General features: G+C 62.5%; 12 protein-coding genes and 1 tRNA gene. 8 read left to right on the top strand and 5 right to left on the bottom strand.

The window, feature by feature from the left end; all coding sequences use genetic code 11:
- Window positions 1-19: 19 nt before the first annotated feature.
- From B2S33_RS13645 to B2S33_RS13660, 4 genes are all read right to left on the bottom strand, one after another.
- Window positions 20-280 (bottom strand): DUF2164 domain-containing protein, encoded by a 261-nt coding sequence (locus tag B2S33_RS13645; protein ID WP_027914086.1) that lies wholly within the window; start codon window positions 278-280, stop codon window positions 20-22.
- Window positions 281-919: an imidazole glycerol phosphate synthase subunit HisH gene (gene hisH, locus B2S33_RS13650; protein ID WP_023532895.1), complete on the bottom strand. Its 639-nt coding sequence runs from the start codon at window positions 917-919 to the stop codon at window positions 281-283.
- Window positions 920-1,513, bottom strand: a complete 594-nt coding sequence (hisB, locus tag B2S33_RS13655; RefSeq protein WP_023532883.1) for an imidazoleglycerol-phosphate dehydratase HisB — start codon at window positions 1,511-1,513, stop codon at window positions 920-922. It abuts the gene before it with no gap.
- A 260-nt stretch (window positions 1,514-1,773) separates the two neighbouring features.
- Window positions 1,774-3,435 (bottom strand): OFA family MFS transporter, encoded by a 1,662-nt coding sequence (locus B2S33_RS13660; RefSeq protein ID WP_028687280.1) that lies wholly within the window; start codon window positions 3,433-3,435, stop codon window positions 1,774-1,776.
- 285 nt (window positions 3,436-3,720) lie between these two features.
- Here B2S33_RS13660 and B2S33_RS13665 point away from each other — a divergent pair, with 285 nt between their 5' ends.
- The 6 genes from B2S33_RS13665 (at window position 3,721) to B2S33_RS13690 (ending at window position 9,212) form a co-directional block, all read left to right on the top strand.
- The gene (locus B2S33_RS13665; protein ID WP_028687281.1) at window positions 3,721-5,976 is read left to right on the top strand and encodes an AsmA family protein; all 2,256 of its coding nucleotides are present in this window, start codon (window positions 3,721-3,723) and stop codon (window positions 5,974-5,976) included.
- On the top strand, window positions 5,973-7,037 hold the full coding sequence (gene mutY / locus B2S33_RS13670) for an A/G-specific adenine glycosylase (protein WP_288650488.1): 1,065 nt from the start codon (window positions 5,973-5,975) through the stop codon (window positions 7,035-7,037). The genes B2S33_RS13665 and mutY overlap by 4 nt, the downstream gene beginning before the upstream one ends.
- Window positions 7,037-7,309: an oxidative damage protection protein gene (locus B2S33_RS13675; protein ID WP_027914090.1), complete on the top strand. Its 273-nt coding sequence runs from the start codon at window positions 7,037-7,039 to the stop codon at window positions 7,307-7,309. The genes mutY and B2S33_RS13675 overlap by 1 nt, the downstream gene beginning before the upstream one ends.
- Before the next feature lie 91 nt (window positions 7,310-7,400).
- A tRNA-Phe gene (locus tag B2S33_RS13680) sits at window positions 7,401-7,476 on the top strand.
- A 224-nt stretch (window positions 7,477-7,700) separates the two neighbouring features.
- Window positions 7,701-8,681, top strand: coding sequence for a polyphosphate kinase 2 (ppk2, locus tag B2S33_RS13685; protein ID WP_028687282.1), 981 nt, complete (start codon window positions 7,701-7,703; stop codon window positions 8,679-8,681).
- 87 nt (window positions 8,682-8,768) lie between these two features.
- Complete coding sequence (locus tag B2S33_RS13690) at window positions 8,769-9,212, top strand: hypothetical protein (protein ID WP_027914092.1); 444 nt, start codon at window positions 8,769-8,771, stop codon at window positions 9,210-9,212.
- A gap of 142 nt (window positions 9,213-9,354) precedes the next feature.
- On the opposite strand, the gene gabP is transcribed toward B2S33_RS13690, so the two are convergent.
- The gene (gene gabP, locus B2S33_RS13695; protein WP_023535725.1) at window positions 9,355-10,740 is read right to left on the bottom strand and encodes a GABA permease; all 1,386 of its coding nucleotides are present in this window, start codon (window positions 10,738-10,740) and stop codon (window positions 9,355-9,357) included.
- Window positions 10,741-11,378: 638 nt separating this feature from the next.
- Between gabP and B2S33_RS13700 the strand changes: the two genes are divergently transcribed.
- Window positions 11,379-12,152: an ABC transporter ATP-binding protein gene (locus B2S33_RS13700; RefSeq protein ID WP_023535748.1), complete on the top strand. Its 774-nt coding sequence runs from the start codon at window positions 11,379-11,381 to the stop codon at window positions 12,150-12,152.
- An 11-nt stretch (window positions 12,153-12,163) separates the two neighbouring features.
- Window positions 12,164-12,916 carry an ABC transporter substrate-binding protein gene (locus B2S33_RS13705; RefSeq protein WP_023535762.1) on the top strand — a complete coding sequence of 251 codons (753 nt, stop codon included), beginning with the start codon at window positions 12,164-12,166 and terminating at the stop codon, window positions 12,914-12,916.
- Window positions 12,917-12,968: the final 52 nt, after the last annotated feature.

Consider the following 12,968-nt stretch of genomic DNA (forward strand, 5'->3'; position numbering starts at 1 on the left):
CCTGTCCGTTCTTGGGGTTTCAGGGCTTCTCGAGCGCCCACAGATCGCTTTCGATGCTCTCGAACCGCTCCTTGAGGTGCAGCTGAACATCGGCGATCGCCCTGTTGTAGTAATGGGGTGCAATGTGATGGGTGAACAGTTCGAGTACCTCGGCGACTTCGAACGACCCCAGCTCCAGCTCGAAACGGTCTTCGAGAAAGCGCTTGAGCGTATCGAGCGCTTCACGCTCCTGCTCGGGGGCCAACGTGAGGATCGGCGCCTTGGTCTTCGAACGGCTCATTTACCAGCGCCCGTCCCAGGCCACGAAGTTCTGCAGCAGCTGCAGGCCATGGGTATGGCTCTTCTCCGGGTGGAACTGGACCGCGAAGCGCGAACCATCAGCCAGCGCCGCGGCGAAATCGACGCCGTAGTGACCGCGCCCGACCACCTGCGTGGGTTTGCCGGCGGCGATGTAGTAGCTGTGCACGAAATAGAAACGCGCCCGGTCGCTGATGTCGTGCCACAGGGGGTGGTCGACGCTCTGGCTGACTTCGTTCCAGCCCATGTGCGGCACCTTCAGGTGCTCGCCCTCTTCTTGCAGGTCTTTGCCGAAGAAGCGCACCTGGCCCGGGAACAGGCCGATGCAGTCGACGCCGTCGTTTTCTTCGCTGTGCTCAAGCAGTGCCTGCATGCCCACGCAGATGCCCAGAAACGGGCGATCCTGGCTCACTTCACGCACCAGGCTGTCAAAGCCCAGGCGGCGAATTTCGGCCATGCAGTCGCGAATGGCGCCAACGCCTGGGAACACCACCCGGTCCGCTTCGCGGATCACCGCTGCATCGCTGGTGACCAGTACCTTGCCGGCGCCGACGTGCTCGAGCGCCTTGGCGACCGAGTGCAGGTTGCCCATGCCATAGTCGATTACCGCTACCGTCTGCATTTACAGGCACCCTTTGGTGGACGGCATCTGCCCGGCCATGCGCTCGTCGAGGGTAACAGCCATGCGCAGTGCGCGGCCGAAGGCCTTGAACACGGTCTCGATCTGGTGATGGGTGTTGTGCCCACGCAGGTTGTCGATGTGCAGGGTGACCAGGGCGTGGTTGACGAAGCCCTGGAAGAATTCCTGGAACAGGTCGACGTCGAAGCCGCCTACGCTGGCACGGGTGTAAGGCACATGCATCTGCAAGCCAGGGCGGCCGGAGAAGTCGATGACCACGCGTGACAGCGCTTCGTCCAGCGGCACGTAGGCGTGGCCATAACGGAAGATGCCTTTCTTGTCGCCGATGGCCTGGGCAAACGCCATGCCCAGGGTGATACCGACGTCCTCGACGGTATGGTGATCGTCGATATGCAGGTCACCCTTGCACTCGATATCCAGATCGATCAGCCCATGGCGAGCGATCTGGTCCAGCATGTGTTCAAGGAACGGCACGCCGATATCGAATCGGGCCTTGCCACTGCCATCGAGGTTGATCGAGCACTTGACCTGGGTTTCCAGGGTATTGCGCTCGACGGAAGCCTTACGTTCGACCATCACCAGCTCCGCAAAATCATTAGGCGAAAGGGCTGCATTATAGGCGCAGATGGCCGCTGCTTGGAACGCGCAAGATAGATGGCAAGCCCAGCAATGACGGGCTCGGATACCGCTACAGGTCTATACAACCGGGAGCGGGGGATCGCTCGTGGGGTGCCTGAAGGGCCGCCATTGAACGCGGCCCTGTTGCACGTGCTGGTAGCATCGACGCCAAGGGGCCAGACGCGACGGCCCCGTGGCAAGGCTTGGATCGGCCCGGATCAGTGGAACAATACGGCGGTCTTCTGCAGGGTCACCCAGACGCCCCAGGCCAACGGCACCACCACCACGGCCCAGGCCAACAGCACCAGCGGCAGGCTGCCAGGCGCAGCCTTCCACTCGAGGGACCGCGCCCCGTCAGCGCCCTTGTCGTGGCTCAACGCACGTTCGGCGGCCAGTTGCGCATCGGACATGAAGTACTTGTCGGCCACCGGGCGGATCAGCATGTTGCAGATGAAGCCCAGCACCAGCAGGCCGGCGAGGATGTACAGGGTCATGTCGTACGCTGCCGCACGTTCAACGCCAGCCGCCAATTGAGATTCGCGCAGGTAGGTGATCAACACAGGCCCCAGCACCCCGGCGGCCGCCCAGGCTGTCAACAGACGCCCGTGGATGGCGCCGACCATCTGTGTGCCGAACAGGTCGGCCAGGTAGGCGGGTACCGTGGAGAAGCCACCGCCATACATCGACAGGATGATGCAGAACGCCGCCACGAACAGCGCCACGTTGCCCAGGTGACCCATGTTCGGGATCAGGCTGTACAGGCCAACGCCCAAGGCGAAGAAGGCGAAGTAGGTATTCTTGCGTCCGATGTAGTCGGAGAACGACGCCCAGAAGAACCGCCCGCCGATGTTGAACAGGCTCAACAAGCCGGTAAAGCCCGCCGCGATGGCGGCAATCTGCGCCAATTGCGCGGCATTGAGCTGGCTGAAGGTGAGTTCATTGCCCAGCAACTTGCCAGCGAACACTTCCTGCAACAGCGGCGAGGCCATGCCGAGAATGCCGATACCGGCCGACACGTTCAGGCACAGCACCAGCCAGACCAGGACGAACTGTGGGGTTTTCCAGGCTACGCTGACGTGCACATGGCGATCGGTGACCATGCCGTTGCCCGCCTTCTTGGCCGGCGCGGTCCAGCCTTCAGGCTTCCAGCCGGTGGGCGGAATGCGATAGGCCAGGGCGCCGGCCGTCATGAACACGAAGTAGATCGCGGCCATGACCACGAAGCTCTGCCACACGCCCACTTCTTGCGCGCTGCCAAAATGACCCATCAGCGCCGTGGCCAACGGTGCACCCACCATGGCACCGCCGCCGAAGCCCATGATGGCCATGCCGGTGGCCATGCCGCGCTTGTCCGGGAACCACTTGATCAGGGTGGACACGGGCGAAATGTACCCCAGGCCCAAGCCAATACCGCCAATCACGCCGGAACCCAACCACATCAGCCACAGCTGATGGGTTTTCACCCCGATGGCGGAGATCAGCATGCCGCCACACCAGCACAGCGCCGAGACCAGCCCGGCCTTGCGCGGGCCGGCGTGTTCCAGCCAGCCGCCCAGCACGGCGGCCGAACAGCCGAGGAAGACGAAGAACAGGGTATAGATCCAGCTGAGCATCGAAATGGGCCAGTCGCACTCGGCGCTGAACAATCGGGCGACGAAGCTCATGTCTGGCGCGCACGCCACTGGCGCCGTGATGCCCAGGGCTTGGGACAACGGCAGCCAGAACACCGAAAAGCCGTAGGCCATGCCGATGCACAGGTGGATGGCCAAAGCAGCCGGAGGCACCAGCCAGCGGTTGAAGCCCGGCCGGGCGATGATGCGTTCCTTGGAGAGGAAGCCTGGCGCACTGGCCAAGGCATCCGCCGTCATGGTGCGGCTCATGGGGATGATCCTTTTTTATAAGTCGTGAAGGCAGGCAAAGCGGCGCAAGGGTAGCAGTATCCGATCACATGAAAGCAATCTGATATCGCCTATTTTAGTTCGGCTGAAACGGTAACGCGCTGTAGCCGATCTTTCTGAACTGCCAAGATCACCGCTGTCGAAAGCCGTAGCATCTACTGAGCACGTGGGAAATGGCCGGTATATCCAGCCGAATCAGCAGGGACGGCCGCTGCGGCGCTATACTCTCGCGCTTGAATTCACATTCCGATAGTTAAGGACTCGCCCATGAAAGCGTTCGGCAAAATCCTGGGCCTAGGGCTTCTCGGGTTGTTGCTGATCATCGTGGCGCTGGGCTTTGCCCTGACCCACCTGTTCGATCCCAACGACTACAAAGACGAGATTCGCCAGCTGGCGCGCGACAAGGCTCACGTGGAGCTGACTCTCAACGGCGACATTGGCTGGAGCCTGTTCCCATGGCTGGGGCTTGAGCTGCATGACGCCAGCATCGCCACCTTGAATGCGCCCAAGGCGCCGTTTGCCGACTTGCAGATGCTGGGCCTGTCGGTGCGGGTGCTGCCGCTGCTGCGCCGCGAGGTGCAGATGAGTGATGTGCGCGTCGAAGGGCTGAACCTGATCCTGACCCGTGACGAACAAGGGCATGGCAACTGGGAGGACATCGGCAAGCCTTTGCCTGCGTCGGCCGAGGGCGAAACCCCTGCACCAGGCAATGCGCAAGGCCCCGAAAACACCGATCAGCGCTCCGGCACTGCCAACGCAGACCGACCGGTCAAGCTCGATATCGACAGCCTGACCGTGAACAACGCACGCGTGCAGTACACCGACGCACGCAGCGGCGTCAGCTACAACGCCGAAAGCATTCAACTCAGCACCGGCGCGGTACACGAAGGCGCCAATATTCCACTCAAGGCCAGCGCATTCATCAGCGCCAGCCAGCCCAATATCAAGGCGCGCACCGAAGTGGCCGGCGAGCTGCGTCTGGACCGTGCGCTCAAGCGCTACAGCTTCGAAGACATGCGCCTGTCGGGCGAAACCTCTGGAGAGCCCACTGGCGGCAAGACCGTAACCTTCGCCGCCCAGGGCCAGTTGCTGCTCGACCAGGCCGCCAACGTGGCGTCATGGAACGGCCTGAAACTGTCGGCCAACCAGCTGCGCGCCCTGGGCGAACTCAACCTGCGCGAGCTGGACAAGACGCCGCAGCTCAGTGGCGGCCTGTCCATTGCCCAGTTCGACTTGCGTACCTTCCTGGACGGTATCGGCCACCCGCTGCCTACCACTCAGGACCCGGCTGCCTTCGGCAAACTCGAGCTGGTCACGCGCCTGCAAGGCACGCCTGCCAGCATCGCCCTGGAAGACCTGTCGGTGAAACTGGACAGCAGCACCTTCACCGGACGCGTGGCGGTTGAAGATTTCGCCAAGCAAGCCCTGCGCCTGCAACTGAAGGGCGACAGCTTCGATGCAGACCGGTACCTGCCGGCCAAGAGCGAAGAGGCCAAGGGCGCCACTGCTGCGCGCAAGGCCCAGGTACAGCAGCAAGAAGCCAGTGCCGTGGCCGGTGCAGGCAGCACACCCCTGCCCGACGCCCCCACCCAGGGCGCCTGGAGCACTGACAAACTGCTGCCGGTGGACCGTCTGCGCGCCCTCGACCTGCAGGCAGACCTGAGCTTCGGTTCGCTGACGCTGGACAAGCTGCCCATCGGCAACGCCCGCCTGACGGCCAATGGCCAGGGTGGGCTACTGACCCTGCAAACCTTGCGCGGTGACCTGTACAACGGCACGTTCGAGGCCAAGGGTACGGTCGACGTGCGCCCCGCCGTGCCACAGCTGGGGGTCAACACCCGCATCCAGCGAGTACCCGTCGAGCATTTCATCAAGACCGACGACAAGGACAAGACGCCGCCGGTCAAGGGTTTGCTGACCCTGTCCAGCGACCTGACCGCCACCGGCAACAGCCAGAAAGCGCTGGTGGACACGCTCAACGGCACGGCCAACTTCACCATCAATGACGGTGTGCTGGTCAACGCCAACCTCGAACAACAGCTGTGCCAGGCCATTGCCACGCTCAACCGCAAGTCGCTCAGCGGCGAGCCGCGCGGCAAGGACACCCCGTTCCAGGCGCTGCATGGCAGCGTGGTGATTCGCAATGGCGTGGCCAGCAACCCTGACCTCAAGGTGCGAATTCCAGGCCTGACCGTCAACGGCCATGGTGACGTGGACCTGCGGGTACTGGGCATGGACTACAACGTGGGTGTTATCGTCGAGGGCGATCAGCGGGCCATGCCCGACCCGGCCTGCCAGGTCAACGAGCGCTACGTGGGCGTGGAAGTGCCGCTGCGCTGCCGTGGCCCGCTGGAGCTGGGCGCCAAGGCCTGCCGTCTGGACAAGGACGGCATGGGCAAGGTCGCCGCCAAACTCGCAGGCAACCGCCTCAAAGACAAGATCGACGAAAAACTCGATGAAAAACTCGGAGACAAAGTGAGCCCGGAACTCAAAGACGCGCTCAAGGGGCTGTTCAAGCGATGACACCCGAGCAGTTTTCCAGCGCTGTGCTGGAGTGGTACGACACGCACGGCCGGCACGATCTGCCCTGGCAACAGGGCATCAACCCGTACCGGGTGTGGGTGTCTGAAATCATGCTGCAACAGACCCAGGTCAGCACCGTGCTGAACTATTTCGACCGCTTCATGCATGCGCTGCCGACCGTGCAAGCGCTGGCCGAGGCGCCCGAGGACGAGGTGCTGCACTTGTGGACGGGCCTGGGCTACTACACCCGCGCCCGCAACCTGCAGAAGGCTGCACGCATCGTGGTCGAGCAGCATGGCGGGGTGTTTCCGCGCAGCGTCGAGCAGCTCACCGAGCTGCCCGGCATCGGCCGCTCCACAGCCGGGGCCATCGCCAGCATCAGCATGGGCATCCGTGCGCCGATCCTGGACGGTAACGTCAAACGAGTCCTGGCGCGCTTCACCGCCCAGGCCGGTTACCCGGGTGAGCCGAAGGTAGCCAACCAGCTGTGGGCCACTGCCGAGCGTTTCACGCCCATGCTTCGTGCCAATCACTACACCCAGGCGATGATGGACCTGGGCGCGACGCTCTGCACCCGCAGCAAGCCCACCTGCCTGCTCTGCCCGGTCCGGCGCGGCTGCGAGGCGCACTTGCACGGCGAAGAAACCCGCTACCCCGAGCCCAAGCCGCGCAGGGCGCTACCCCAGCGGCGCACGCTGATGCCGCTGCTGGCCAACGACGACGGCGCCATCCTGCTGTACCGTCGCCCGTCCAGTGGCCTGTGGGGCGGGCTGTGGAGCTTGCCGGAGCTCGACGACATCGCCCAGCTCGACGACTTGGCCGACCAGCACGGCCTGCGCCTGGGCCGCAGCCGCGCCCTGGACAACCTGACCCACACCTTCAGCCACTTCCAGCTGGCCATCGAGCCTTGGCTGGTGCACGTCGACCCGGTTGGCGAGCACATGGTCGAGGCCGACTGGCTCTGGTATAACCTGGCCACCCCACCGCGCCTGGGCCTGGCCGCCCCGGTGAAGAAGCTGCTCAAACGCGCAGCCGACGAACTGATTGCAGGAGATGCCTGATGACCCGCACCGTGATGTGCCGCAAGTACAACGAAGAACTGCCCGGCCTGGACCGCCCACCCTATCCAGGGGCCAAGGGCCAGGACATCTTCGACCACATCTCGCAGAAGGCCTGGGCCGACTGGCAGAAGCACCAGACCATGCTGATCAACGAAAAGCGCCTGAACATGATGAATGGCGAGGACCGCAAATTCCTCCAGGCCGAGATGGACAAGTTTTTCGCTGGCGAAGAATACGCTCAGGCAGAAGGCTACGTACCGCCCTCGCAATGACCCCGGGGCACGTAAGCGACGGAATTAATTTAATATTTTTTTCAAAAAGTCGTTGACGAGCGGTCTGAAAGTCTATTTAATTCACCTCGTCGCCCAGATAGCTCAGTCGGTAGAGCAGAGGATTGAAAATCCTCGTGTCGGCGGTTCGACTCCGTCTCTGGGCACCACCTTCAGCTTCTGGTGGTTGCAAAGTTACCCGAAGCGACACAAGAAACCCGCCCAGTGCGGGTTTTTTGTTGCCTGTCGAAAAGTGCTGGTGGGTCGCCCTTCGTCGTGGGTAGCCTTCGGTCAGCAGCACTCATCCCGGCCGGGTTGATCAACATCAAAGAGCCAGCGCCCTGTCGTCCTTAGCATTCAAGGTGAAAATTCGAACCACCTTGCAAGGACCTCCATGAGCGACGACGCCCCTCTCCAGACTTCCCCACCCCCCAAGAAGGCTACCCCCACGGCCAAGCCCCGCACTCGCCGCCCCCGCCCGCGCAAACCCGAACCGGCCATCACCGCGATCAGCCAGGCACCGACCGCACTTGAAGTGGCCAGCGCTCCCAAGGGCAGCAGCGAAGACAGCACATCGGCGCGCTTGCCATCCGGCTACCCTTACCCGCAGCGCCTGCGTCGACAAGAGTACGAAAGGGCCAAGCACGCCCTGCAGATCGAGTTGCTCAAGGTGCAAAGCTGGGTGAAAGAAACCGGCCAGCGGGTGGTGATTCTGTTCGAAGGGCGTGACGCTGCAGGCAAGGGAGGGACCATCAAGCGGTTCATGGAGCACCTGAACCCCCGGGGCGCTCGCATCGTTGCGCTGGAAAAGCCGTCGGAACAAGAGAAAGGCCAGTGGTATTTCCAGCGCTATGTGCAGCACCTGCCCACGGCGGGGGAAATGGTGTTCTTCGACCGCTCCTGGTACAACCGCGCGGGCGTCGAGAAGGTGATGGATTTCTGCTCCCCCCTTCAATACCTGGAGTTCATGCGCCAGGCGCCGGACCTTGAGCGGATGCTGTGCAACAGCGGCATACTGCTGTTCAAGTACTGGTTTTCGGTGAACCGCGAGGAACAACTGCGCCGCTTCATCTCGCGCCGGGACGACCCCCTCAAGCACTGGAAACTGTCGCCCATCGACATCAAGTCTCTGGACAAGTGGGACGACTACACCGCCGCCAAGGAAGCCATGTTCTTCCACACCGACACCGCCGACGCGCCGTGGACGGTGATCAAGTCCGATGACAAGAAGCGTGCGCGCATCAACTGCATCCGCCACTTCCTGCATTCGCTGGACTACCCGGACAAGGACTTGAGCGTGGCCTACGCGCCGGACCCACTGCTGGTCGGGCGGGCATCGCGCGGGTTCGAGGAGGACGACGCGATCGCCAGCTGACAGCCGGCGCTGCGTGCATGGCACTTGGGTTTCGCGGGCAACTGCGCTTCAATACGCGCACTTTCAAGCCCCACCCAAGGATTGCCCATGGCCACCTCCAGCAAGCAACAAAAACGCGCCAAGCGCGCCGCCACCAAGGCCAAGCAGAACCGCATGGTGCGCAGCGGCCAGGCCGTGAAGGCCAGCGCAGGCGATAGCGCCAGCGTCGAGCAGGTGTTCGACAAGGCCATGGCGTCGGCCAGTTACGACCCGTTGTTCAAGAAGATGAAGGAAGCCCAGGAAGGCGGCCTGGTGCCGATGATCTCGGTGTTCCTGGTTGATCCGCTGCTGGCTCTGGTGCTCAAGGGCCACAAGGAAGAACACGCGACCGACTATATCGTGATGGTATTCAACGCCTACCGTGCATGGCTCGATGGCGCGGACGAAGACACGACCATGGCGTGGCTGGAAAGCGATGAGTTCCAGGAGGCTTACCTGGCTGCGTCCGAGCTGGTGGCCAAGCAGCAGCAACAGCAGAAGCAGTTTGGTTGATTGGGTGGCTGGGCTGACGGTTTGGAAACAGCCGACCTGCCCCGCTCCTGAAGACTACCGAATACCTGCGTGAGCGGCCTTGCCGGGGCGCTGGACCGGCCGCGATGGCCGGCCCTGCACACGGGCGAATGGAGTGGCAGCCTTACTTGGCCACCGCTGCCCGTCCACCGGCTTCGCGCTTGCGGTGCACCAGCAGCCCCGCAGCCACCACGGCGATGCTCAGCAGTGCCGTCGCGATGATCTCGATGCGGTGGTCCTCACGCAGTGCCATTACCCCCAGCACCGCCACGATGAAGGCGATGGTCGCCCAGGTCAGCCCTGGGAACAGCCACATCTTGAACGCGATCTGCTCACCACTGGCCTCGCGCTTGGCACGCATGCGCAGTTGCGAAACGGCAATCACCAGGTACACCAGCAACGCGATGGCGCCGGAGCTTGCCAGCAGGAACTCGAAGACCTGGGCTGGCGCAAGGAAGTTGGCGAAGACGCACAGGAACGCCGCCGCAGTGGACAGCAGCACCGCCACGTAAGGGGTAGCCGCCTTGGTGGTGCGTTGGGCCATGGCCGGGGCATCGCCACGCTTGCTCAGCGAGAACAGCATGCGCGAGGACGTGTACAGCGCCGAGTTCAGGCAGCTGGTCACGGCGATCAGTACCACGATATCGACGATCAGCTTGGCGTTGGGTACACCGATGCGGCTGAGCACGGTCTGGTAGGAACCGACTTCGGCCAACGCCGGGTCATTCCATGGCACCAGCGCCACGACCAGGAAGATCGACACCAGGTAGAACAGGCAGATACGCCAGATCACCGAGTTGGTGGCACGGCTGATCTGCTTGCCCGGGTCCTTGGACTCGGCAGCGGCGATGGTGACGATCTCGGTGCCCATGAACGAGAACATGGTCGTCAGCATGGCAGCCAGCACGGCGCCGAGGCCGTTTGGCATGAAGCCTTGGGTATCGAACAGGTGGCTGGCACCGCTGACCTGGCTGTTGGGTACCAGGCCGAACATGGCCACACAACCGACCACGATGAACGCGATGATGGCCAGCACCTTGAGCAGGGCGAACCAGAACTCGAACTCACCGTAGTTCTTCACGCTGAACAGGTTGGTCACGGTCAGTGCCAAGGTGATCAGCAGGGAGAACGCCCACAGGTCAACGGCCGGGAACCAGGCATGCAGGATGGCTGCAGCGGCGTTGGCCTCAAGTGGAATCACCAACACCCAGAACCACCAGTACAGCCAGCCGATGGTGAAGCCGGCCCAGCGCCCGATGGCACGGTCGGCGTAGGTGGAGAACGAACCGGTGTCGGGCGAAGCCACCGCCATTTCACCAAGCATGCGCATGACCAGCACCACCAGCGTACCGGCGGCGGCATAAGCCAGCAGTACCGCCGGGCCCGCCGCTGCAATGGCGTGTCCGGAACCGACGAACAGGCCTGCGCCGATGACGCCAGCAATGGACAGCATGGTCACATGCCGTTGTTTAAGCCCCTGAGCGAGGTCATTGGAATTGTTGCCGCTCATAAAACTACCTTTGCAAGGAGTAGATCACATCGGTTGCGCAAGCACGGCTCGCGTCTGGAGCATGCACAGCGGCAACCATTGATTGGACACTGGCAATAACCGCGCCATGTGCTACTCGCACTCGACAAGACCACGCCCGAAGCCAACAACGGCGGGGGCCACGGCAAAAAGGGCCATTGAATGGCCGATTAGCCATCAAAAGCGCTCATTACCGAAATACTCACTTACAAATGCACCAAAGGTGCCCCTCGGTAACACCTGCGCACCATCACAAGGCAAACAGGGCGCAACCCTTCGGTACAACCCTGGACCGCGGCGGGAGTAAAAAAGGCTGCACCGGGCCGCCTCGACAGGCTGTCCGGACAGTCAGGTTTGACGGGCACATGGTCCGAAAGCGCTTCCCTGAGACCGTCAAAACTGGCACCATCGCGCCTTTTTTCATCATGGCTCTGGTGCCGGGTAACCTCCCTTGTGGACATCTGCGCGACGTTGCGCTGCAACGATGCGACAAACTGCCCCACCAATGCCCAGAGTGCCCGGCGACCCTGTTGGCCGTCATAATGCCGCTATGCTAGCTTGGCGCACGCCAGGAAGGCCGCCAACAGCTGGGAACGCACCCGAACACATGAGGACCGCACATGGCTCAGGCCACGCCCGCGCTGGAAATCCGCAACCTGCACAAACGTTATGGCGAGCAGGAAATTCTCAAGGGCATTTCGCTGACCGCACGCGACGGTGACGTGATCTCCATTCTGGGGTCGTCCGGCTCCGGCAAGTCCACCCTGCTGCGCTGCATCAACCTGCTGGAAAACCCGCACCAGGGCGAAATCCTCGTGGCCGGTGAAGCCCTCAAGCTCAAGGCCGCAAAGAACGGCGACCTGATGGCTGCCGACAACCGCCAGATCAACCGACTGCGCAGCGAAATCGGCTTCGTCTTCCAGAACTTCAACCTGTGGCCGCACATGTCGATCCTCGACAACATCATCGAGGCCCCACGCCGCGTACTTGGCCAAAGCAAGGCCGAGGCCGTCGAGGCAGCCGAGGCGCTGCTCAACAAGGTGGGGATCTACGACAAGCGTCACAGCTACCCCGCCCAGCTGTCCGGTGGCCAGCAGCAGCGCGCCGCCATTGCCCGTACCCTGGCCATGAAGCCCAAGGTCATCCTGTTCGACGAGCCCACCTCGGCCCTCGATCCGGAAATGGTCCAGGAAGTGCTTAACGTTATCCGCGCATTGGCCGAAGAAGGCCGTACCATGCTGCTGGTGACGCACGAGATGAACTTTGCCCGCCAGGTGTCCAGTGAAGTGGTCTTTCTGCACCAGGGCCTGGTCGAAGAGCAGGGATCGCCGCAGCAGGTCTTCGAGAACCCGACCTCGGCGCGTTGCAAGCAATTCATGTCCAGCCACCGTTAACGGAGCAATACATGCACACCTACAAGAAGTTTCTCCTGGCAGCCGCTGCCACCCTGGTCATGTCGGCCAATGCCATGGCCGCGGAAAAACTGCGCATGGGTATCGAAGCCGCCTACCCACCGTTCAACAACAAGGACGCCAGCGGTAATGTCGTCGGTTTCGACAAGGACATTGGTGATGCCTTGTGCGCCAAGATGAAGGTCGAGTGCTCGGTCGTCACCTCCGACTGGGACGGCATCATTCCGGCCCTGAACGCCAAGAAGTTCGACTTCCTGGTCTCGTCGCTGTCGATCACCGACGAGCGCAAGCAGGCGGTGGACTTCACCGACCCGTACTACTCCAACAAGCTGCAGTTCATCGCACCGAAGAACGTCGACTTCAAGACTGACAAGGACTCGCTCAAGGGCAAGGTCATCGGCACCCAGCGCGCCACCCTGGCCGGCACCTACCTGGAAGACAACTACAGCGGTGTGGACATCAAGCTGTACGACACCCAGGAAAACGCCTACCTGGACCTGGTCTCCGGCCGTATCGACGGCATCCTGGCTGACAAGTACGTGCAGTACGAGTGGCTCAAGAGCAAGGACGGCATGAACTACGAGTTCAAGGGCGAGCCAGTGATGGACAGCGACAAGATCGGTATCGCCGTGCGCAAGGGTGACACCAAGCTGCGCGACGACCTGAACAAAGCCCTGGCCGAAATCAAGGCCGACGGTACGTACAAGAAGATCAACGACAAGTACTTCCCGTTCAGCATCGAATGATCCGCCCCGATTGGCGCGCCCCGGTGGCGCGCCTCTCCCTAGAATGACCTGC

Source organism: Pseudomonas sp. UBA5568, from assembly GCF_002425525.1.
Lineage (GTDB): Bacteria > Pseudomonadota > Gammaproteobacteria > Pseudomonadales > Pseudomonadaceae > Aquipseudomonas > Aquipseudomonas fulva.

What these genes read in the sequence shown, in the direction of transcription:
- B2S33_RS13645 (WP_027914086.1), bottom strand. Translation starts at nt 280, where the DNA reads ATGAGCCGTTCGAAGACCAAGGCGCCGATCCTCACGTTGGCCCCCGAG.
- B2S33_RS13665 (WP_028687281.1), top strand. Translation starts at nt 3,721, where the DNA reads ATGAAAGCGTTCGGCAAAATCCTGGGCCTAGGGCTTCTCGGGTTGTTG.
- hisH (WP_023532895.1), bottom strand. Translation starts at nt 919, where the DNA reads ATGCAGACGGTAGCGGTAATCGACTATGGCATGGGCAACCTGCACTCG.
- B2S33_RS13705 (WP_023535762.1), top strand. Translation starts at nt 12,164, where the DNA reads ATGCACACCTACAAGAAGTTTCTCCTGGCAGCCGCTGCCACCCTGGTC.
- ppk2 (WP_028687282.1), top strand. Translation starts at nt 7,701, where the DNA reads ATGAGCGACGACGCCCCTCTCCAGACTTCCCCACCCCCCAAGAAGGCT.
- B2S33_RS13690 (WP_027914092.1), top strand. Translation starts at nt 8,769, where the DNA reads ATGGCCACCTCCAGCAAGCAACAAAAACGCGCCAAGCGCGCCGCCACC.
- B2S33_RS13660 (WP_028687280.1), bottom strand. Translation starts at nt 3,435, where the DNA reads ATGAGCCGCACCATGACGGCGGATGCCTTGGCCAGTGCGCCAGGCTTC.
- B2S33_RS13700 (WP_023535748.1), top strand. Translation starts at nt 11,379, where the DNA reads ATGGCTCAGGCCACGCCCGCGCTGGAAATCCGCAACCTGCACAAACGT.
- hisB (WP_023532883.1), bottom strand. Translation starts at nt 1,513, where the DNA reads ATGGTCGAACGTAAGGCTTCCGTCGAGCGCAATACCCTGGAAACCCAG.
- mutY (WP_288650488.1), top strand. Translation starts at nt 5,973, where the DNA reads ATGACACCCGAGCAGTTTTCCAGCGCTGTGCTGGAGTGGTACGACACG.
- gabP (WP_023535725.1), bottom strand. Translation starts at nt 10,740, where the DNA reads ATGAGCGGCAACAATTCCAATGACCTCGCTCAGGGGCTTAAACAACGG.
- B2S33_RS13675 (WP_027914090.1), top strand. Translation starts at nt 7,037, where the DNA reads ATGACCCGCACCGTGATGTGCCGCAAGTACAACGAAGAACTGCCCGGC.